The 19,083-nt window shown below is 67.1% G+C and carries 20 protein-coding genes; 13 read left to right on the top strand and 7 right to left on the bottom strand.

Annotation, left to right across the window (positions count from 1 at the left end):
* Window positions 1–12 precede the first annotated feature (12 nt).
* The 4 genes from J7U46_RS18810 (at window position 13) to J7U46_RS18825 (ending at window position 3,148) form a co-directional block, all read left to right on the top strand.
* Window positions 13–357, top strand: coding sequence for an Hpt domain-containing protein (locus tag J7U46_RS18810; protein ID WP_282828588.1), 345 nt, complete (start codon window positions 13–15; stop codon window positions 355–357).
* Window positions 350–1,384 (top strand): adenylate/guanylate cyclase domain-containing protein, encoded by a 1,035-nt coding sequence (locus tag J7U46_RS18815; RefSeq protein WP_282828589.1) that lies wholly within the window; start codon window positions 350–352, stop codon window positions 1,382–1,384. The genes J7U46_RS18810 and J7U46_RS18815 overlap by 8 nt, the downstream gene beginning before the upstream one ends.
* A gap of 70 nt (window positions 1,385–1,454) precedes the next feature.
* A complete protein-coding gene (locus tag J7U46_RS18820) occupies window positions 1,455–2,099 on the top strand; it encodes a cyclic nucleotide-binding domain-containing protein (RefSeq protein ID WP_282828591.1) in 645 nt (214 codons plus the stop codon).
* Window positions 2,096–3,148 (top strand): YCF48-related protein, encoded by a 1,053-nt coding sequence (locus tag J7U46_RS18825; protein ID WP_282828593.1) that lies wholly within the window; start codon window positions 2,096–2,098, stop codon window positions 3,146–3,148. Before J7U46_RS18820 ends, J7U46_RS18825 begins: the two co-directional genes overlap by 4 nt.
* Window positions 3,149–3,151: 3 nt before the next feature.
* Here J7U46_RS18825 and J7U46_RS18830 read toward each other — a convergent pair whose 3' ends face one another.
* On the bottom strand, window positions 3,152–4,867 hold the full coding sequence (locus J7U46_RS18830) for a hypothetical protein (protein ID WP_282828595.1): 1,716 nt from the start codon (window positions 4,865–4,867) through the stop codon (window positions 3,152–3,154).
* A 96-nt stretch (window positions 4,868–4,963) separates the two neighbouring features.
* Between J7U46_RS18830 and J7U46_RS18835 the strand changes: the two genes are divergently transcribed.
* From J7U46_RS18835 to J7U46_RS18855, 5 genes are all read left to right on the top strand, one after another.
* Window positions 4,964–6,235 (top strand): MFS transporter, encoded by a 1,272-nt coding sequence (locus tag J7U46_RS18835; RefSeq protein WP_282828597.1) that lies wholly within the window; start codon window positions 4,964–4,966, stop codon window positions 6,233–6,235.
* A 59-nt stretch (window positions 6,236–6,294) separates the two neighbouring features.
* Window positions 6,295–7,053: an ABC transporter ATP-binding protein gene (locus tag J7U46_RS18840; protein WP_282828599.1), complete on the top strand. Its 759-nt coding sequence runs from the start codon at window positions 6,295–6,297 to the stop codon at window positions 7,051–7,053.
* Window positions 7,050–8,582, top strand: a complete 1,533-nt coding sequence (locus J7U46_RS18845; protein WP_282828601.1) for a hypothetical protein — start codon at window positions 7,050–7,052, stop codon at window positions 8,580–8,582. The genes J7U46_RS18840 and J7U46_RS18845 overlap by 4 nt, the downstream gene beginning before the upstream one ends.
* 11 nt (window positions 8,583–8,593) lie before the next feature.
* A complete protein-coding gene (locus J7U46_RS18850) occupies window positions 8,594–8,893 on the top strand; it encodes a hypothetical protein (protein ID WP_282828603.1) in 300 nt (99 codons plus the stop codon).
* 98 nt (window positions 8,894–8,991) lie between these two features.
* Window positions 8,992–9,750 (top strand): hypothetical protein, encoded by a 759-nt coding sequence (locus tag J7U46_RS18855; protein ID WP_282828605.1) that lies wholly within the window; start codon window positions 8,992–8,994, stop codon window positions 9,748–9,750.
* A gap of 5 nt (window positions 9,751–9,755) precedes the next feature.
* On the opposite strand, the gene J7U46_RS18860 is transcribed toward J7U46_RS18855, so the two are convergent.
* Both J7U46_RS18860 and J7U46_RS18865 read right to left on the bottom strand, forming a co-directional pair.
* Window positions 9,756–10,304 (bottom strand): DUF1415 domain-containing protein, encoded by a 549-nt coding sequence (locus J7U46_RS18860; RefSeq protein ID WP_282828607.1) that lies wholly within the window; start codon window positions 10,302–10,304, stop codon window positions 9,756–9,758.
* Window positions 10,305–10,446: 142 nt separating this feature from the next.
* A complete protein-coding gene (locus J7U46_RS18865; protein ID WP_282828610.1) occupies window positions 10,447–11,631 on the bottom strand; it encodes a M20 aminoacylase family protein in 1,185 nt (394 codons plus the stop codon).
* A 149-nt stretch (window positions 11,632–11,780) separates the two neighbouring features.
* Here J7U46_RS18865 and J7U46_RS18870 point away from each other — a divergent pair, with 149 nt between their 5' ends.
* The 3 genes from J7U46_RS18870 to J7U46_RS18880 are packed head-to-tail and all read left to right on the top strand — an operon-like array spanning window position 11,781 to window position 15,206.
* Window positions 11,781–13,817 carry a molybdopterin oxidoreductase family protein gene (locus tag J7U46_RS18870; RefSeq protein ID WP_282828612.1) on the top strand — a complete coding sequence of 679 codons (2,037 nt, stop codon included), beginning with the start codon at window positions 11,781–11,783 and terminating at the stop codon, window positions 13,815–13,817.
* The gene (locus J7U46_RS18875; protein ID WP_282828614.1) at window positions 13,814–14,860 is read left to right on the top strand and encodes an aminopeptidase; all 1,047 of its coding nucleotides are present in this window, start codon (window positions 13,814–13,816) and stop codon (window positions 14,858–14,860) included. Before J7U46_RS18870 ends, J7U46_RS18875 begins: the two co-directional genes overlap by 4 nt.
* A 22-nt stretch (window positions 14,861–14,882) precedes the next feature.
* Complete coding sequence (locus J7U46_RS18880) at window positions 14,883–15,206, top strand: polyhydroxyalkanoic acid system family protein (RefSeq protein ID WP_282828617.1); 324 nt, start codon at window positions 14,883–14,885, stop codon at window positions 15,204–15,206.
* Window positions 15,207–15,235: 29 nt separating this feature from the next.
* On the opposite strand, the gene J7U46_RS18885 is transcribed toward J7U46_RS18880, so the two are convergent.
* Window positions 15,236–15,487, bottom strand: coding sequence for an acyl-CoA-binding protein (locus tag J7U46_RS18885; protein WP_282828618.1), 252 nt, complete (start codon window positions 15,485–15,487; stop codon window positions 15,236–15,238).
* A 139-nt stretch (window positions 15,488–15,626) separates the two neighbouring features.
* Here J7U46_RS18885 and J7U46_RS18890 point away from each other — a divergent pair, with 139 nt between their 5' ends.
* Complete coding sequence (locus J7U46_RS18890) at window positions 15,627–17,030, top strand: wax ester/triacylglycerol synthase family O-acyltransferase (protein ID WP_282828621.1); 1,404 nt, start codon at window positions 15,627–15,629, stop codon at window positions 17,028–17,030.
* 67 nt (window positions 17,031–17,097) lie between these two features.
* On the opposite strand, the gene J7U46_RS18895 is transcribed toward J7U46_RS18890, so the two are convergent.
* The 3 genes from J7U46_RS18895 to J7U46_RS18905 all read right to left on the bottom strand — a co-directional run bounded on the left by J7U46_RS18895 (window position 17,098) and on the right by J7U46_RS18905 (window position 19,059).
* Complete coding sequence (locus J7U46_RS18895) at window positions 17,098–17,442, bottom strand: hypothetical protein (RefSeq protein ID WP_282828623.1); 345 nt, start codon at window positions 17,440–17,442, stop codon at window positions 17,098–17,100.
* 167 nt (window positions 17,443–17,609) lie between these two features.
* On the bottom strand, window positions 17,610–18,383 hold the full coding sequence (locus J7U46_RS18900; RefSeq protein WP_282828624.1) for a hypothetical protein: 774 nt from the start codon (window positions 18,381–18,383) through the stop codon (window positions 17,610–17,612).
* Between the two features lie 19 nt (window positions 18,384–18,402).
* The gene (locus tag J7U46_RS18905) at window positions 18,403–19,059 is read right to left on the bottom strand and encodes a TetR/AcrR family transcriptional regulator (protein ID WP_282828626.1); all 657 of its coding nucleotides are present in this window, start codon (window positions 19,057–19,059) and stop codon (window positions 18,403–18,405) included.
* Between the last annotated feature and the right edge of the window lie 24 nt (window positions 19,060–19,083).

Here is a 19,083-nt window from a genome sequence, read left to right on the forward strand (position 1 = left end):
AAGGAGCCTGAGATGAGCGACAGCAGTACCGCCATCGACCTCGAGGTGTTCGGCGACTTGCAAGCCAATACCGGTGCCGACTTCGTGGTCGAGCTGGTCGACACCTTCCTCGACGAGGCGCCGCAGCTGCTGGCCCAGCTGCGCAGCGCCCATGCGGCGGGCGAGGCCGACAACTTCCGGCGTGCCGCTCATTCGCTCAAGTCCAACGGCAACACCTTCGGTGCGCTGGGCTTCGCCGCCCAGGCCCGCAGCCTGGAGCTGGCGCCGCTGCCCGAGGTGGGCCTCGCGTCGATAGAGCGGCTGGAGCAGCTGTTCCAGCAGGCGGCGGCGCGGCTGCAGGAGCTCTGCCATGGCTGACGCGAACCATGCGGCGCAGATCCTCTTGGTCGAGGACAACCGCGTGAACCGGTTGCTGCTGGCCCGCCAGGTCGAGCAACTGGGCCATGCGGTGCGCTCGGTGGACGACGGGCTGCAGGCTCTCAACTCGCTGCGCGAGCAGCGCTTCGACCTGATGCTGCTCGACATCGAGATGCCCGGCATGAACGGCTTCCAGGTGCTGGAGCAGCTGACGGCCGACCCCGAGCTGCGCGAGCTGCCGGTGATCGTGACCTCGGGCCTCGACGGCCTGGCCAATGTGGTGCGCTGCATCGAGCTCGGCGCCGAAGACTATCTGCACAAGCCGGTCAACCCGGTGCTGCTGCGCGCGCGCATCGCCGCCAGCTTCGAGAAGAAGCGCCTGCGCGACCAGCAGCGCGAGCTGGTGCGGCGCTTTGCCACCAGCGCCGTGGCCCAGGACGTGCAGCGCTCGGGCTTTGCGCTCGGCGGGCATCTGGTGCCGGCCTCGGTGCTGTTCTGCGACATCCGCGGCTTCACCACGCTCACCGAGGCGCTGCCGCCCGAGGAGGTGATCGAGCTGCTCAACACCTATTACACGCTGATGTTCGACGCCATCGGCAGCCATGGCGGCGTGGTCAACCAGATCATCGGCGATGGCCTGATGGCCATCTTCGGTGCGCCGCAGCCGCTGGAGGGTCATGCCAAGTGCGCAGTGCGCGCCGGCCTCGAGATGGTGGAGATGGCGGCCCAGTTCAGCCTGGACCAGCGGGCCGCTGGTGGGCCCGAGATCCGCGTCGGCGTGGGCATCGCCAGCGGCGAGGTGGTGGCCGGCTACACCGGCACGCAGGACCGCGCGACCTATACCTGCGTGGGCGACACGGTCAACCGCGCGGCCCGGCTGGAGGCCTGCACCAAGGGGGCGCAGCGGGCCGTGCTCATCGATGGTGCGACGCGTGAGCATCTGGGCGCGGGCTTCGAGGTCGAGCCGCTCGGCGCCATGCAGCTGAAGGGCAAGACGCAATCGGTCGAGGTCTTTGCTGTCGCCTAGTTCGGGTTCGCACGCTGGCTTTGTCACACCGCTTCTCTACAGTCGGCTCAGGACTTGCTTCGCGGACTTCATGAGCACGACCCTGCAGATCGCCTACGTCTTCGGCTTCATCGGCGCGGCGCTGATGGTCACCAGCTACCTGATGAAGAGCATGCTGCCGCTGCGCCTGGTGGCCCTGGTCGCCTGCCTGTGCCTGGTGCTCTACGGGTACCTGAGCGCCGCGATACCGACGCTGATCCTCTACGCGGCGCTGATACCGATCAACATCAAGAAAACGCTGCAGATCCAGCGCCTGGTGCGCGCCATCAAGAACGCCAAGGACGACACGCCGGTCTCCGAATGGCTGCTGCCGCACATGACGCGGCGCACGGCCAAGGCCGGCGCGCTGCTCTGGAGCCAGGGCGATCATGCCGAAGAGATGCTGTACCTGGAGAGCGGCCGGCTGCGCCTGCTCGAGATCGACGAGCCGCTCGAGCCCGGCGCCCTGGTCGGCGAGATCGGCCTGTTCACCGACGAGCACCAGCGCACGCTGAGCCTGCGCTGTGAAACCGACTGCGTGCTGTTCAGCCTCTCCAGCGAGGCCATGGCCAAGCTCTACTACCAGAACCCCAAGCTCGGCTTCCATGTGATGCGCCTCGTGGTGAACCGCTTGATGCGCGACGTGCAGCGCTCGCGCGTGCCGAGCGTGCCCAGCGTGGATACTGCGGGCCCATGAAGACCCTCAAGCCTTTGCTTCTCCTCGCGCTGTGCGGCGCTGCCCTGGCGCAGCCTGCGAACTGGACGCCGCAAGCCAGCGGCGTGGCCGCCCGGCTGCGCGGCATCAGTGCGGCCAGTGCCCAGGTGGCCTGGGCCAGCGGTGCTGACAACTCGCTGCTTCGCACGGCGGATGGCGGCGCCAGCTGGTTGCGCCTCACGCCGCCGGCGGATGCCGACAAGCTGGACTTCCGCGACATCGACGCCATCGACGGGCGCACGGCCTACGCGCTCAGCATCGGCCCGGGCACGGCCTCGCGCATCTACAAGACCGTCGACGCTGGTGCGAGCTGGCTGCTGCAGCACGTCAACCAGGAGCCCAAGGGCTTTCTCGATGCGATGACGTTCTGGGATGCGGACCATGGCCTGGTGGTGGGCGATTCGGTCGACGGTCGCTTCCAGATCCTGCGCACCGACAACGGCGGCAAGACCTGGGCCGCCGTGCCCGATTCAGCCCTGCCGCCGGCCTTGCCGGGCGAGGGCGCCTACGCGGCCAGCGGCTCCAATATCGCCGTGGCCGGCCAAGGGCGGGCCTGGATCGCCACCAATGCTGGCAACAAGAGCCGGGTGCTGCACACGGCCGATGGGGGCAAGAGCTGGAGCGTGGTTGAGACGCCGCTGGCGGCCGGCCCTTCGGCCGGCATCTTCTCGATCACGTTCCGCGATGCGCTGCATGGCGTGATCGTCGGTGGCGACTACAAGCAGGAGCAGGCAGCCGTGGACAACGCCGCCATCACCAGCGATGGTGGCAAGACTTGGACCCTGGTGACGGGCGCCAAGGGTCTGTCCGGCTTCCGTTCGGTGGTGAAGTACCTGCCGGGCCGCGAGCGCACGCTGATCGCCGTGGGCCCGCAGGGTGCGGACCGCTCGGACGACGATGGCAAGACCTGGCACCCCGTGCCACTGCCCGCTGGCATGGCGGGCTTTGACACGCTGAGCTTTGCGCCCGGTCAGACTAAGGCCTGGGCCAGCGGCGCGGCCGGCGCGCTGGCGCGGGTGGAGTTCAAGTAAGCGTCAGCGGGCCGCGCGCAGGCCGGCATCCGCCAGCGCCCAGCTCTTCTGCAGCTCGGCCTGCACCGTGTCCACCGGCTTGCCCTGGGCCTTCAGCGCCTGCATGAGGCCCTGCAGGGCCCAGCCGCTCTTGGGATGCTCCACCAGGTCGGCGCGGAAGCTTTGTTCCGCCTCGGCATAGCGCTGCAGCTTCAGCTGCATCTGGCCGAGTGACAAACGCGTGCCGGCGGCCAGCATGGGTGGCTCGGTGCCATCGGCGTCGTAGGCGGCCTTCACGGCTGCGGCCTGGCTGGTCAGCGCCTCATCGGCTTTCTGCCCGGCCAATGCCAGCTCGGCCCGCAGCTGTGCCTTGGCAGTGAGCGCGATGCTGCGGATCATCTTGGGGATGTAGTCGCTGCCGGTGTGCTTCTTGAGCAGCGCGTCGGCGCTGGTGTCCAAGCGCTGCAGGCGGGCCTCGGCCTGATCGGCCTTGCCGCTGCGCGCTTCGGCGATGCCTTGGGCCATCTCGCCGAGCACGCTGGCAATCCCGCGCTCGCCCTTGGGCAGGGGCTCCTTCAGCAGCTCGTCCCAGCGCTGCAGGCGCAGGAGGGTCAGCGAAGGCAGGCTGCGCACGTACTCGCCGTATTCATGGTCGCCGGTGGCCCATTTGGCGGCATTGCGGGCCGTGGCCAGGGCCAGCTCGCCGCGGCCTTCCATCAGCGCGCCGTACCACTGGAAATGGCCGTTGTGGCCACGCCAGTCCTTGGTGACGCTGAAGTTCTGCGCCTTGAGATTGGCCATCATGCTTTCGTCGGCGGCCAGGGCCTGCTGGTTGACGCGCGTGGCGTCGGCATAGCGGCCGATCTGCACATAGGTGTGGGCCGGCATGTGCAGCAGATGCGGCGACTTGGGCGCGAGCGCACCCAAGCGGTCGGCAGCGGCTTCAGCGCGCGAGGCCACCTGCAGCGCGTCGACCGAATGGATCATGTAGTGGTTGAGGCCGGTGTGCTGCGGCTGCAGCTTCAGCGCGGCTTCGAGCTTGTCGGCCACCTCGCCCATGCGGCCGCCGGGCTTGCCGGTCTGGCGGTCCCACCAGTCGTCGCGGGTGGCGATCATCTCGGCCTCGGCGTAGAAGCTCATCAGGTCGGGATCATTCGGGAAGCGCTCGACCAAGGCGCGCATCCGCTCGGCATAGGCCACGTCCAGCGGGTCTGCCTTCTCACCCCCCTTGCTGCCGGTGCCGCAGACATTGGCCTGCAGCGGCGCTATGTTGCGGGCTTCGCTGCCATGGGCATAGCGCAGGGCCAGCGATTCGATCAGCGCGCGGTCGCGCAGTGTGGATTGGCTGCTGTGCTTGAGCGCGTAGTCCACGTAGCGCAGCGCCTCGGAGAGATCGCCGCGCTGGCTGTTGTTGATGTTGGGGCCCAGCTGCCAGGCCACGCCCCAGGCGCACAGCGCGCAATCGGCATCCTGGGCCAGCGCGGCCTTGAAGGCGCGTACCGCTTCCACCTCGTTGAAGCCATAGGCCTGGGCCATGCCCTGCTCGAACAGCGCCTGGGCTGCTGGCACCTGGCTGCCCGAGGCCATGCCCACATGGCCAAAGCCGTCGAGCTGCGGCGCCCGGGCATTGCGGTCAGGCATGAAGGGCAGGGCGGCACAAGCGCCGAGCACGGCGACGGCCGTGGCCAGCAGCGAGAGGCGCAGGGCGCGGCGGGGGAGGTGGGAGGACGGCAGGCGCACGGGGTCTCCTGGATCTTGTTGCTTTCGTGCCGGGCATTTTGCTTGATGCCGATGCTGCCGCCGCACAATGCGCGCAGTTTCTAGAAGGATCTTTCCATGACAGCCAAGACTCCCAGCCGCGCCCTTGCCTGGCTGGTTTGCCTGCTGGTGGCGGCCGCGCTCTACGGCAACTACTACGTCTACGACTCGGTTGGCCCGGTGGCCGATCTCTTGCAGCAGCAGCGCGGTTTCAGCGACACCCAGGTCGGCCTGCTGAACGCGATCTACAACCTGCCGAACATCGTGCTGATCCTGGTCGGCGGTGTGCTGGTGGACCGCTTTGGCGCCGCGCGCATGACGCTCTGGACCGGCGCCATCTGCCTGGCCGGCGCGGCGTTGACGGCGCTGAGCCCAAGCTTCACCGGCATGGCGGCCGGCCGCTTGCTGTTCGGCATTGGCGCCGAGACCTTCAGCATCGCCACCCTGGTGGCGGTGGCCGACTATCTGTCGGGCCGCCACCTGGCCTTTGCCATCGGGCTCACGCTGTCGGTCGGGCGCCTCGGTTCCTACTCGGCCGACATGTCGCCGACCTGGTTCGCCAGCTCCTATGCGGAGGGCTGGCAGCCGCCGCTGCTGATCGCCACGGTCTTCGCCGCGTCGTCCTTCCTCGCGGCCCTGGTCTATTGGTGGATAGACCGGGCACCGGCGCGCGAGCGCGCGGCCCAGGGCATTGCGTCCAGCAAGGCTGACGAGGGCTTTGCCTGGCGCGACCTGCTGCATTTCGGCAAGGCCTACTGGTATTTGCTGCTGCTGTGCGTGCTCTGGTACTCGGTGATCATGGCCTTCCGCAGCACCTTCTCGATCAAGTACTTCCAGCATGTGCATGGCCTGGACCTGGCCACGGCCGGCGAGATGAACAGCTATGTCTTCCTCGCTGCCGTGTTCGCCACGCCGGCCTTTGGCTGGCTGTGCGGCCGTGTGGGGCGCTATGCACCGTTCCTGGCCTTTGGTGCGCTGCTGCTGCCGATTGCCATGGCGGTGATGGCGCTGACGCACTGGAGCCTGTGGTGGTCCACCGTGCTGATCGGCGTCAGCTTCTCGCTGGTGCCGGCCGTGATGTGGCCGCTGACCAGCAAGCTGGTCAAGCCCAACCGCTTCGGCACGGCCATCGGCCTGATGTGGGTGGCGCAGAACGCCGGCATAGGCGGCGCCAACTTCCTCGCTGGCTGGTTGAACGACCGGGCCGGCGCCAGCGCGCAGAACCCGGCCGGCTACGAGGCCATGATGGCGTTCTTCGGCCTGTGCAGCCTCGCTGGCCTCGCTTGCGCGCTGCTGCTGTGGTGGACCGCCGGCCGCCGTGAGCAGGAGGCGGCGACACACCAGGGCTGAGGCCGCGGTGGTCTCGATATAGTGCCGCGCAACTTGATCACCATTCGGATCTCTCCAAGATGAACACAAACGCCACCGCCGCGCTGGAAATCGCTGGTCTGGTCAAACAGTTCGGCGGCAAGCCGGCCGTTGACGGGCTGAACCTCAGCATCCCGCGGGGCGAGTTCCATGCGCTGCTGGGGCCCAACGGTGCGGGCAAGACCACCACGCTGCGCATGGTGGCCGGCCTCTTGAAGCCCGATGCCGGCACGGCCCGCATCCTTGGCCACGACATCACGGCGGACCCGGTGGCGGCCAAGCGGGTGCTGGCCTTTCTGCCGGACGATCCGCTGCTCTACGGCAAGCTGCGTCCGCTGGAATACCTGGAGTTTGTGGCCGGCTTGTGGGGCATTGATCCCGGCGTGGCCGCACCGCGTGCCGAGGAGCTGCTGCGCTGGCTGGACCTGTGGAAGCACACGGGCGAGCTGGTCGAGGGCTTCTCGCGCGGCATGCGCCAGAAGCTGGCCCTCGCGGGCGCGCTGATCCACGATCCGCAGCTGCTGATCCTCGACGAACCACTGACCGGCCTCGACGCTGCCGCCGCCCGCCAGGTCAAGGACCTGCTGCTGGAGCGCGTGGCGCAAGGCAAGTCGGTGGTGTTGACCACCCACATCCTGGAAGTGGCCGAGCGGCTGGCCCAGCGCATCAGCATCATCCAGCGCGGCCGCATCATTGCCGAGGGCACGCTGGACGAGTTGCGCGGCCATGCCGCCGCAGCGGGTGGTCCCGGCGCGACGTTGGAGGAAGTGTTCCTGCAGCTGACGGCGAGCGCCGCATGAGCGGGTTCCTCAAAGGGCACCCCGGCTCGGCGCTGTGGTTGATCCATCATGAGCTGCGCCTCGCCTGGCGCGGCGTGGGGGGCAAGGGCATCCGCCTGCTGCTCTTGCTGCTCTTGCTGCTGGGTCTTGCCGTGCACATGGGCGCCTATGGCCTGCTCTCGAAATGGCCGCAGGGCGAGGCACCGGCCTGGGTGCTGTTCGCGCTGGGCGGCGCGGCCTGGGTGGTCATCAGCCTGATGCTGTCCCAGGCCATCCTGCAGTCGGTGACGGCCTTGTTCGACCGCGGCGACCTGGACCTGCTGCTGGCCTCGCCGCTGCCCACGCGCAGCGTCTTCATCGCCCGCGGCCTGGGCATCGCGATCAGCGCGGTCGGCCTGTACCTGTTCCTGCTCGCGCCGCTGGCCCATGTCGGCCTGTTCACTGGCCACGCCCATCTGCTGGCCATCTACCCGACCCTGCTGTCGCTGGCGCTCGGCGTCACGGCGCTCGGCATCTGGCTGACGCTGCTGCTGGTGCGCTGGCTCGGAGCGCGCCGCGCCCGGACGGTGGCCCAGGTGATGGGCAGCCTGGTGGGCGCCGCCATGTTCCTGGCTTCGCAGGCGCACAACCTGCTGGGTGACGCACAGCGCAAGCACTGGAACGCGGTGCTGATGGGCTGGCTGGCGCCGGGCGGGCCGCTGTCGGAAGACAGCCTGATCTGGCTGCCGGCCCGCGCCTTGCGCGGCGAGCCGCTGCCTTTGCTGGCAGTGGTGCTGGTGGGTGTGGGCGCCTTCTGGGCGGTGGTGAACCTCGCGCATCAGCGCTTCCTGGCCGGTACGCAGGAGTCGGTCAGCGGCAGCGCGCAGCGCGGCGCCGCCGCACCGCGCGCCGGCAGCACGCGCTTCAAGGGCGGCCTGTTCCGCACGGTGCTGAGCAAGGAATGGCGCCTGATCCTGCGCGACCCGCAGCTGATCACGCAGACGCTCTTGCAGGTGCTCTACCTGATCCCAGCGCTGGCCTTGGCCCTTCGCGGCGACGGCCGCATGGCCTTCATGCTGGTACCGGCCGTGGTCTGGCTGGCCGCCTCGCTGGCCGGCGGCATGGTCTGGATCACCGTGGCGGCCGAGGAGGCGCCCGAACTGCTGGGTACCGCCCCGGCCTCGCTGACGCGGCTGCGCTGGTACAAGCTGCTGGCGGCCCTGATTCCCGTCTGGCTGCTGGTGTCGCCGATGCTGTTCTATGTGGCGAATCAGGGCCTGCTGATCAGCCTGATCTTTGTGTGCTGCCTGGCCGGCAGCACGCTCTCCGTGGGCATGGGCCAGATCTGGTACCCGCGCCAGGGCAAGCGCGCCGACATGAAGACGCGCATGAAGGGCCACGGCGCCGTCGGCATGCTGGAGGCGCTTAGTACCTTCAGCTGGGCTGGCCTGGCCTACTGCCTGCAATCCAAGCTCGGCTTCGCGCCGCTGGCCTTGCTCGGCATCGCGCTCGGCACCGGCGTGACCTGGTACCTCGGCCGTTCGCGGCGCGAGGACGGGGCCCTGGTCTGACGCATCGCGCCATGCAGTACCTGCACTTCGAACTCAGCGAGGGCGACGACGGCGTGCTGACGCTGGACGCGATGGCCTCCACGCGCGCCGACAGCCATGCCGCCGTGATGGCCGAGGCGCAGCAGGTGCTGGACTGGGCCTGGCGGGAGTTCCCTGGCCAGCATGGCCCCGTCGAAGAGGGCATGGCTTGGGACCATGAGCTGCTGGTGCAGGAAGAGGCTGGGGGCTGGCGTACGGTCACGCTGACGTTGAGCGCTGCCGCCCATTTCGTCGAGGCCTTCGTCAGGAAATTCGGCGAAGACCCGGGCTGAGGCCGGGAAAGTCACGGCCGTAGTCGGGGTCAACCGCGTGGCCAGCAGGCGCTGGCTGCTCCTATGATCGCCTGCAATCAAACGGCGTCCTGGGAGGGATGATGGTGAAGCTGTCGCTCAAGCAAGGGCTGGCAATTGCCGGCCTGCTGGAAGTGGTCTTGCTGATCGTCGCGGCAGGCGGTTTGGTGGCCGACGCCGAGGTCGCGGAGCGAAGGCTGGACCGAACCGCCCAAGTGCAGGCGCGATTGCTGCGGGAGCAGGCGGAAGCAATCAACGAGCTGATCTTGCTCCGTCCGGTGACTGAGCCTGGAGCCGCGCAATCGCGTCGGGAGAAGGTTCAAAGGCGGCTGAACCAGCTTCAGTCCCAGGCGCGGACCCTGGGCATCGACGCAACGATCGAGGTCCGGCTTGAGGGCGAGGCGGGACTTGCGGTGCCACCACCCCGGACGGCGAGGCTGGGGTTCTCCGTCTACCAGACTGGCATGGTTGGCGTCGTGGATGTCAGGCCTGCCGAGGTGCCTGGCTTGCTCGCGATGATGGGCGAGAGTGAGACCGCGAAGCGGCTCCTGTGGGTGAGTCTGCTCATCCCGCTGACCTTCGCGGCTCTGGTGGCCCACCAGCATCTGGGGAATCGACGCACGGACAAACGGGTGCCGGCAGGGCTCAACGAACTGGTGCAAGGGCTGATCGATGCCAGCCGGGCAAGCGATGAGGCCAGGCTGTGCAAGCTGCTGGAAGAAAACGCAGCGCTCATCAGCGAAATCAACCAGTCCGCTGTGGGCCTGGAGTCCAACACCAAGCATCTCCGCGAGACCCGCCTGGGCCTGACCCGGACGCCGGGCGACGCCAGGGCCTAGCGACCTCAGGCCCGCAGCCCCAGCGCCAGCCAGCCGGCCAGCCCCAGTTTCTCCAGCGTCGCGATATTGGCCTCGAAGATGGCGTCGGTGTCGGCCATGGTCTCGGTCGCCCGCTCGATGCTGCTCTCGCGCAGCAGGTGCAGCGTGGGATAGGGCGAGCGGTTCGTGTAGTTGGTGATGTCGTCCAGCTCGGTGCCGTCGAATTGGAACTGCGGATGGAAACTCGCGATCTGCAACTGGCCGTCGAGCTCCAGGTCTTCGACCAGCGCATCGGCTGCGCCTATGAAGTCGTTGAAATCGAGGAAGTCCTGCAGCACGCCAGGATGGATCACGAGCGTGGTCTCGATCTCCTCCGGGTCGGCGCGGTTCAGCGCCAGCAGCTCGTGGGCCAGCTCCTTCAGCAGGGCCTCGGGCTCGCTGGCTTCGCTGACCACGTAGCGGATCCGCTGGTTCACATGCACGCTCTTTGCGAACGGGCAGAGGTTGAGGCCGATCACGGCCTTCTCGAGCCAGGCGATGATGTCGGCCTGGACTTGGGTTTTGTCGATGGTCATAGCGTTCGCATGTGTTTTTCGGGCCGAGCGCAGGGCCGCTCCCAAGCCGGCCCGGTATGGCGATGTGCTTGGCAGTCAATCCGGCAAGCATCGCCGTCCCCTCGGGGGACCGGCCAAGGTACGCCTTGGACGAGGGGCTCCATCATTTCAGCCACGATTCCACCAGGCGCACCCACATGGAGCCGCCGAGCGGGATCAGCTCGTCGTTGAAATCGTAGCTGGGGTTGTGCAGGGTGCAGGGGCCGAGTCCATGGCCGCCGTGGCGGTGCGTGCCGTCGCCATTGCCAATCAGGAAATAGCAGCCGGGCTTCTCGAGCAGGAAGTAGCTGAAGTCTTCGGCGCCCATCGTCGGCTCGAACTCCTGCACCTGCTCGGCCCCGACCATCTCGGTCAGCACGCGGCGGGCGAACTCGGTCTCGGCCGGATGGTTGATCGTGGGCGGGTAGTTGCGGCGGAACTCGAAGTCCACCGAGCACTCGAAGGCCGCCGCCGTGGCCTCGGTCATGGTCTTCATGCGCTGCTCGATCAGGTCCAGCAGCTCCAGCGTGAAGGTGCGCACCGTGCCCTGCAGCTCGCAGCTCTCCGGCACCACGTTGGTGGCCTCGCCGGCATGGATCATCGTCACCGAGATCACGCCCGCGTCCAGCGGCTTCTTGTTGCGGCTGATGATGGTCTGGAAGCCCTGCACCAGTTGGCAGGCCACCGGCACCGGGTCAATGCCCAGGTGCGGCATGGCGCCATGGGCACCCTTGCCGCGCAGCGTGATCTTGAATTCGTTGCTGGAGGCAAAGACCGGTCCGCTCTTCAGGGCAAAGGCGCCGGCCGGCATGCCGGGCCAGTTGTGGGCGCCGAAGATGGCTTCCATGGGGAACAGCTTGAACAGGCCGTCCTTGATCATCTCGCGGGCACCGCCGCCGCCTTCTTCAGCCGGCTGGAACACCAGGTAGACCGTGCCGTCGAAATTGCGGTGCTGGGCCAGGTGCTTGGCGGCCGCAAGCAGCATGGCCGTGTGGCCATCGTGGCCACAGGCGTGCATCTTGCCGGGGAAGGTGCTGGCGTGCGGGAACTTGTTGTGCTCGGTCATCGGCAGGGCGTCGATGTCGGCGCGCAGGCCCACCGCGCGGTTCGACGTGCCGTTCTTGATGATGCCGACCACGCCGGTGGTGCCAAGGCCCCGGTGCACCGGGATGCCCCAGGATTCCAGCGTCTTGGCGATCAGCTCGGAGGTGCGCTCCTCCTTGAAGCACAGCTCGGGATGGGCATGGATGTCGCGGCGCAGCGCCTGGATTTCCGGGGCGGTGGCGACGATGGAGTCGATCAGCTTCATTGCGTCCTGCGGGGAGCCGAGGGGAGGGTCAAGTTTAGTTCCGACTCACATCCCGAGGTGATCTGGGTCTGCTCTGAAGTGCAAGCGCCTGGGTTCCGACTTGGCCCTGACGTCCGGCCTGCTTTCCGCCCTGTGCAATAGTTCGCTCCATGCAAGATTCAGCCGCTGCCATCCGCATCGTCAAGGGCGCCTGCCCCCATGACTGCCCCGACACCTGTGCCCTGAAGATCACCGTCGAGAACGGCCGGGCCATCAAGGTCCAGGGCGCGGCCGAGCATGCCAGCACCCACGGGGCGCTGTGCACCAAGGTTTCGCGCTATCCGGAGCGCACCTACCACCCCGAGCGCATCCTGCGCCCGCTGAAGCGCGTCAGCGGCAAGTCCGAGGCGCCGCGCTTCGAGCCGGTCAGCTGGGACGAGGCGCTGGACGATATCGCCGCGAGGCTCAAGACCATCGCTGCACGCAACCCCGAAGCCATCCTGCCCTACAGCTATGCCGGCACCATGGGCCTGATCCAGGGCGAGGGCATGGCCGCACGCTTCTTCAACAAGCTGGGCGCCTCGCAGCTGGAGCGCACCATCTGCGCCTCGGCCGGCGCCGAAGGCCTGAACCGCACCTACGGCCATCGCCTCGGCATGCACCTGCGCTTCTTCGCCGAGGCGAAATTGATCCTGATCTGGGGCAGCAACTCCATCGCCTCCAACCTGCATTTCTGGACCTACGCCAACCAGGCCAAGCGCGCTGGCGCCAAGCTGATCTGCATAGACCCGCGCAAGACGGAGACGGCCGACAAATGCCATCAGCACATCGCCCTGCTGCCGGGCACCGACGGTGCCCTGGCCCTCGGCCTGATGCATGAGCTGATCCAGAACGGCTGGTTGGACCCCGCCTATATCGATGAACACGTCGATGGCTGGGACGAGCTGCGCGAGCGCGCCCTGCAATGGCCGCCCGAGCGCGTGGCCGAGGTTTGCGGCATCACGGCCGACGAGGTGCGCGGCCTGGCCCGCGACTACGGCACGACCAGCCCCGCCGCCATCCGTCTGAACTACGGCATGCAGCGCGTGCGCGGCGGCGGCAATGCGGTGCGCCTGGTGGCCTTGCTGCCCTGCCTGACGGGCGCCTGGCGGACCCGTGCGGGCGGCATGCTGCTCTCGGCCTCGGGCTGGGCGGCCCCCTTCAAGAACATCGCTGCGCTGGAGAAGCCCGAGCTGCTGGCCGGCCGCAATCCGCGCACGATCAATATGTCGACCATTGGCGACGAGCTGCTGCGCGAGAGCTCGGCCGAGTTCGGCCCCCAGGTCGAGGCGCTGATCGTCTACAACAGCAATCCGGTGGCGGTGGCGCCCGAGTCGCCCAAGGTGGTGAAGGGCTTCCAGCGCGAGGACCTGTTCACCGTGGTGCTGGAGCACTTCATGACCGACACGGCCGACCTGGCCGACTACGTGCTGCCGGCCACCACCCAGCTGGAGCACCTGGATGTGCACACCAGCTACGGCCATACCTCGGTGCTGATCAATGAGCCGGCTGTTGCGCCGGTGGGCGAGGCCCGACCCAACACCGAGTTTTTCCGCGAGCTGGCACGCCGCATGGGCTTCGACGAGCCTTGTTTTGCGGAGACGGATGAGCAACTGGCTCGCCAGGCCTTCACCTCGGCCATCGACTTCGAGGCCTTGCGCGAGCAGGGCTGGCAGGACCTGCCACTGCCCGAGGCGCCGTTTGCCGATGGGGGCTTCCGCACCACCAATGGCAAGGCGCAGGCGGCCGGCGCCGATTTCGTGCCCAACTACGAGAGCCGCGCTTCCAGCCCCGAACTGGCGGCGCGCTATCCGCTGGCCATGATCTCGCCGCCCGCGCGCAACTTCCTCAACTCGAGCTTCGTCAATGTGAAGAGCCTGCGTGATATCGAGGGCGAGCCGCTGCTGGAGATGCATGAGTCCGACGCCGCTGCCCGCGGCATCGCCGATGGCAGCATGGTGCGCGCCTTCAACCAGCGCGGCAGCTACCTCTGCAAGGCCAGCATCAGCGCCCGGGCCCGGCCTGGCGTGGTCAACGGCCTCGGCGTCTGGTGGCGCAAGCTCGGTGCCGGTGGCAGCAATGTGAACGAGGTGACGCACCAGGGCCTGACCGACATGGGCCGCGCGCCGAGCTTCTACGACTGCCTGGTCGAGGTGGCGCCGGCGTGAGGCGCTGGCGGTCGCTACTGCTGCTGCTGGCGCTTCCACTGGCCGGTTGCGGCCAGCTCGGCTATCTGAGCCAGTCGCTCGGCGGGCACCTGCGCCTCGTGGGCGCGGCCAAGCCGGTGGACGAGGTCTTGCAACAGCAAGACCTGACCCCGGTGCTGCGCGAACGCCTGCTGCTGAGTCAGCGCATCCGTGATTTCGCGGTCAGCGAGCTGAAGCTGCCCGACAACAACAGCTACCGCCGCTATGCCGACCTGCACCGCAAGGCGGCGGTCTGGAACGTTGTGGGCACGCCTGAGCTGTCGCTGGAGTTGAAGACCTGGTGCTTCCCCATCATGGGCTGCGTCGGCTATCGCGGCTATTTCGCCGAGGCGGATGCCAAGGCGCTCGCCGTTGAATTGAAGGCCGAGGGCCTGGAGACCATGGTCTACGGTGTGCCGGCCTACTCGACGCTGGGCTGGGGCCGCGTGCTGGGCGGTGACCCGCTGCTCAACACCTTCATCGGATATCCGGAAGGCGAGCTGGCGCGCATGGTCTTCCATGAGCTGTCGCACCAGGTGGCCTATGCGAGCGACGACACCGGCTTCAACGAGGCCTATGCCACGGCCGTGGAGCGGCTCGGCGGCGCGCAGTGGCTGCGCCAGCATGCGAGCCCTGAGGAGCAGGCCCGCGATGCGCTCGGGCAGGTGCAGCGAGCGCAGTTCCGCAAGCTGGTCGGCGGCTACCGCGACCAGCTGCAGTCGCTGTACGGCGATGCCGGCACCGACAAGCGCGAGCGCAAGGCCGCGATCTACGCCGCACTGCGCGCCGACTATCAGCTGATGAAGCGTGAGCAGTGGGGCGGCGACGCCCGCTACGACCGCTGGTTTGCCGAGGCCAACAATGCGAGCTTCGCCATCATGTCGGCCTACGACGAGCTGGTGCCGGCCTTCGAGGCGCTGTTCCATCGCCTGGGCGACGACTGGCCGCGCTTCCATGCCGAGGCGCAGCGGCTGGCGGCCTTGCCCAAGGCCGAGCGGCGTGCCGCGCTGGCCGCATCACAATAGCCGCCACAAGGAGAGCATTCAGATGGCCGACATCCACATCCACCGCGACCACAGCCTGGGCCTGGCCAAGGCCCGCGAAATCGCCTGGGCCTGGGCCGAGCAGGTCGAGGCCAAGTTCGACATGGAATGCACGGTACTGGAAGGCAAGACCAGCGACACCGTCGAGTTCACCCGCTCCGGCGTCAAGGGCGAGCTGACCGTGGCGGCCGACCACTTCGAGCTGACCGCCAAGCTCGGCTTCCTGCTCGGCGCCTTCAAGTCCACGATCGAGGGCGAGGTTCAGAAGGAGCTGGACAACTTGCTGGCCAGCGCCGACAAGAAGCCTGGCAAGAAAAAACCCGCCTGAGCGGGTTTTTCTCGGGCCGCTCTCGCGGCTTACTTCAGTTCTTCGATCAGGTCGACGTACTGCTGCATCGCGTCGTCGGTGCTCGTGCCCTTGAGGCCGTCCCAGGCGTCGAACTTGGCGCGGGCCACCATGTCGGTGAAGCCGGGGCGCTTGCCTTCGCAGTCGCCTTCGCTGGCCTGCTTGAAGAGCGCATAGATCTTCAGCAAGGTCATGTTGTCGGGGCGCTCGGGCAGTTGCTTGGATGCTGCAACAGCGGCGTCGAATTGGTCTTTGAGGCTCATCTCGTCTCCTGCAATACGTGGACTGGTGACAATCGGGATGGACGGCAGCGATGTTAACCAGCATCGTCTGGTGAAGCGACTCTAGAACCGCAGATCAGATCAGGACAGGAGACAAGCCTTGGCCCCAGCGATTGAACGGATGTCAAAGGTCGACACGGCCTGGCTGCGCATGGACACCGAGTCCAACCTGATGATGATCGTCGGGGTCTGGACCATACGCCCGGCCATCAGCCTTGCCGCGCTGCGCGATCGCGTGGAGCAAAGGCTGCTGCAGTACGGCCGCTTCCGCCAGAAGGTGGTGGAAGACACGCTGGGCGCGCAGTGGGTCGAAGACGACGACTTCGACATCTCGCGCCACGTGATCGAGGAGGTGCTGCTGCCCCTGCGCGGCCAGAGCCAGCAGGAAGCCTTGCGCGAGCGCGTGGGCGAGCTGGCGGCCCAGCCGCTGGACCCGCGCTATCCGCTCTGGCAGTTCCAGCTGATCAACGATGGCGAGGGCGCCAGCATGCTGATCGCCCGCATCCACCACTGCATCGCCGACGGCATCGCCTTGATCTCGGTGATGCTGAGCATCGTCGATGGCGGCAAGGCGCCGCCCAAGCGCCAGCAGCAGCCGCGCGACGACCAGGACTGGCTGACAGACACGCTCCTGAAGCCGCTGTCCGACATGACGGTCAAGGCCATAGGCCTGGCCGGCGCCGGTGCCGGCAAGTCGATAGAGAAGGTGATCAATCCGCCGCATCCGCTCGACAGCTCGGTCGAGATGGCGCGAATGGGCTACCAGGCCATCAGTGACGTGGCCGCCTTCGCCCTGATGCCGGACGACTCGCACACCCGCCTCAAGGGCAAGCCCGGCACCAGCAAGCGCGTGGCCTGGGACGAAGGCCTGCCGCTGGACCAGGTCAAGGCCGTGGGCAAGGCGCTGAATGCCTCGATCAACGACGTGCTGCTGAGCTGCGTGGCCGGTGCCATCGGCGCCTACCTGCGCGACAAGGGCGACAACCCCGATGGCCAGGAAATCCGCGCCATGGTGCCGGTCAATCTGCGGCCGATGGAGAAGGCTTACCAGCTTGGCAACCGCTTCGGCCTGGTACCGCTGGTGCTGCCGATCGGCATTGCCAACCCGGTGGAGCGGCTCTACGCGGTGCGTGCGCGAATGCAGGAGCTGAAGGGCAGCTTCCAGCCCATCATGGCCTTCGGCCTTTTGTCGGTGGCGGGCTTGCTGATCAAGCCCGTGCAGCACGCGATGCTGAACATCTTCGCCAAGAAGGCCACGGCGGTGATGACCAATGTGCCCGGCCCGGCCGAGGCCCTGAAGTTCTGCGGCTCGACGGTGGAGCGGGTGATGTTCTGGGTGCCGCAGTCGGGTGACATCGGCATGGGCGTCAGCATCCTGACCTATGCCGGCCGCGTGCAGTTTGGCCTGATCACCGACAGCCTGCTGTGCCCCGACCCCGAAGCCATCATCGCCAAGTTCGCGCCGGAGTTCGAGAAGCTCACCTGGCTGGCGCTGATGCTGCCTTGGGGTGAAGAGGCGGCCTGACGAAGAGCAGGTGGCTGAAACAAAAAAGCCGACCTTGCGGTCGGCTTTTTCTTGAGCTGAAGTCCGTTTACTTGGCGGGCTTGGCTTCAGCCTTCTTGACCGTGGGGCGGCCGGCGGCGGTCGGGTAGGCGTTCATCACGCGGACCGGATCGGCCTTGTCCAGGTAGGCGGCGTATTGGTTCTCGGTGCAGGCCAGCATCTTGCCGGGCTGAGCTTCACCCTTGTACTTGCCGCTCGAGTAGACGAACTGGTATTCGTTCGAGGCAGCGGGCGTGCCCTTGCTGTAAGCGGCGCTGTACTGGGCTGCGCATTCACCCTTCAGGGCGGCGATTTCGGCGCTCGGGGCGGTACCGGCTTGGGCCAGGGACACGGCGCCCACGGCGGCCAGGGCGATGAACAGATTGCGCTTCATGGTGAAACCTTTCGCTTGATCAAATCGGGTGTGACTGCGGACGCTGGGCCGGTGCTTTTTGGTGCTGCACGCTGGCCTTGTGGGAACGAAGCTTAAGCCCGAACGGGGCCCTTTTCCAACCGTGACTGAGGGGGGCAAAGACCCGGGTTTGGTCCGAATTCCGTGACTTATTCCTCGAGTTCTTCCCTCGCCAGCTCCACATCCAGGCATTCCATGGCGTCCATCGGCTCGCAGGCGGCGGCGTCCGTGTAGAGCGCCTCGGCCTGCTTCATCCGCTTATCGCCCTCCAGCATCACCAGGCCGTTCGCTTGTTCGATCATCGCAATCGCGCTGGTCGGATTCAGCTTGCGGGCCTGCTCGAACATCTTGAGGCCGGTGGCGGTGTCAGCGCCTTGCGTTTTACCGAGCAGCTTGCCAACCTTGTCGATCACCTCGGCATGGAAGGCGCCGAGCGCGATGTGGGCGTCGGCATGCTTGGGCGCAAGGGCGATGGTCTTCTCGAGCGAGCCCTTGACCTTGCTGCCAAGGCCTTGCGCCAATGCCTTGGCCACGCTGATGCCCTGGCCGTAGCGGCCGATGGCGTAGGCCTGCCAGTAGTAGGCGTTGGCGTTCTTGGGTTCCTCGGCCTGCTGGGCCTCGGCGCGCTCGGCCACTTCGAGGAACATCTCCAGCTTCACCTTCTCCTTCTTCTCGAGGTAGTTGGCGTAGATGGCCTGGGCCTTGTTGGCCACGGTGATGCCGGCACCACCTGCGGCCAGGCCGGCCTCGTAGGCGGCCTGGAATTCACCGGCATGGAAATGGATCCAGGCCTGAACCACGGCCGCGTCCTTGGGGAAGGGCTCGGCGTCGCCGGCATGCAGGCGGGCCCAGTGCTTCTTCAGCGTTGCCGCGTCGTACTGGAAGGCATCGTTCTCATAGGGAAAAGCGGTCCACTTGGCCATGCTCAGCACTCCTTGCTCGTCACGATTGTTGATACTTTCCGGCAAGCGCAAACAGATGCTCGCGTGAAGCGCCTTCCAGATAGGGCAGCAACAGGCTCAGCACATGAAAAGCCCCGCGCATCAGGGCCGCCCCGGCCTTTTCGGGCTCCAGGGCATGGCGCGGATCCCGAACATACTCGAAGCTGAGCCAGTAGCTCAACAGGACGACCATGGAGGAGGCGACAGGCGCGGCTTCGCGCGGGTCCATCTTCAGGGCGCCGCCCTGCTGCAGCCCGGCCAGGATCTGGCGCATGGCCTGGCCTTTGTGCTCGAGCACGGCCTGGAAATGCGTCTCCAGCCGGCGGTTCTTGCTCAGCAGGTCATTCAGGTCGCGGTAGAGGAAGCGCTGCTTCCAGATCAGCTCGAACAGCATGTGGAAGAACAGCCAGGCGTCCTCCACATTGCGCACGCCCTCGGCGGCGGCCAGCAGCGTGGCGAGCTCCTGCTCGTAGCGGCCGAACAGCGAGTTGATCAGCTCGTCCTTGGCCGGGTAGTGGTAGTAGAGATTGCCCGGGCTGATGCCCAGCTCGGCCGAAATCAGCGTGGTCGAGACATTGGGTTCACCGAATCGGTTGAACAGGTCCAGCGTGACTTCGAGGATGCGCTCCGCCGTGCGGCGCGGCTTTTTTGTGACCATGGGCTAGAACTCCTGGGCCGATTC

The organism is Pelomonas sp. V22 (assembly GCF_030014915.1).
In the GTDB taxonomy this organism is placed as follows: Bacteria; Pseudomonadota; Gammaproteobacteria; order Burkholderiales; family Burkholderiaceae_C; genus JAUASW01.

Bases quoted from the DNA above. Each gene is read 5' to 3' on its own strand.
- J7U46_RS18810 (WP_282828588.1), top strand. From the start codon at position 13: ATGAGCGACAGCAGTACCGCCATCGACCTCGAGGTGTTCGGCGACTTG.
- J7U46_RS18815 (WP_282828589.1), top strand. From the start codon at position 350: ATGGCTGACGCGAACCATGCGGCGCAGATCCTCTTGGTCGAGGACAAC.
- J7U46_RS18820 (WP_282828591.1), top strand. From the start codon at position 1,455: ATGAGCACGACCCTGCAGATCGCCTACGTCTTCGGCTTCATCGGCGCG.
- J7U46_RS18825 (WP_282828593.1), top strand. From the start codon at position 2,096: ATGAAGACCCTCAAGCCTTTGCTTCTCCTCGCGCTGTGCGGCGCTGCC.
- J7U46_RS18835 (WP_282828597.1), top strand. From the start codon at position 4,964: ATGACAGCCAAGACTCCCAGCCGCGCCCTTGCCTGGCTGGTTTGCCTG.
- J7U46_RS18840 (WP_282828599.1), top strand. From the start codon at position 6,295: ATGAACACAAACGCCACCGCCGCGCTGGAAATCGCTGGTCTGGTCAAA.
- J7U46_RS18845 (WP_282828601.1), top strand. From the start codon at position 7,050: ATGAGCGGGTTCCTCAAAGGGCACCCCGGCTCGGCGCTGTGGTTGATC.
- J7U46_RS18850 (WP_282828603.1), top strand. From the start codon at position 8,594: ATGCAGTACCTGCACTTCGAACTCAGCGAGGGCGACGACGGCGTGCTG.
- J7U46_RS18855 (WP_282828605.1), top strand. From the start codon at position 8,992: ATGATGGTGAAGCTGTCGCTCAAGCAAGGGCTGGCAATTGCCGGCCTG.
- J7U46_RS18860 (WP_282828607.1), bottom strand. From the start codon at position 10,304: ATGACCATCGACAAAACCCAAGTCCAGGCCGACATCATCGCCTGGCTC.
- J7U46_RS18865 (WP_282828610.1), bottom strand. From the start codon at position 11,631: ATGAAGCTGATCGACTCCATCGTCGCCACCGCCCCGGAAATCCAGGCG.
- J7U46_RS18870 (WP_282828612.1), top strand. From the start codon at position 11,781: ATGCAAGATTCAGCCGCTGCCATCCGCATCGTCAAGGGCGCCTGCCCC.
- J7U46_RS18880 (WP_282828617.1), top strand. From the start codon at position 14,883: ATGGCCGACATCCACATCCACCGCGACCACAGCCTGGGCCTGGCCAAG.
- J7U46_RS18885 (WP_282828618.1), bottom strand. From the start codon at position 15,487: ATGAGCCTCAAAGACCAATTCGACGCCGCTGTTGCAGCATCCAAGCAA.
- J7U46_RS18890 (WP_282828621.1), top strand. From the start codon at position 15,627: ATGTCAAAGGTCGACACGGCCTGGCTGCGCATGGACACCGAGTCCAAC.
- J7U46_RS18895 (WP_282828623.1), bottom strand. From the start codon at position 17,442: ATGAAGCGCAATCTGTTCATCGCCCTGGCCGCCGTGGGCGCCGTGTCC.
- J7U46_RS18900 (WP_282828624.1), bottom strand. From the start codon at position 18,383: ATGGCCAAGTGGACCGCTTTTCCCTATGAGAACGATGCCTTCCAGTAC.
- J7U46_RS18905 (WP_282828626.1), bottom strand. From the start codon at position 19,059: ATGGTCACAAAAAAGCCGCGCCGCACGGCGGAGCGCATCCTCGAAGTC.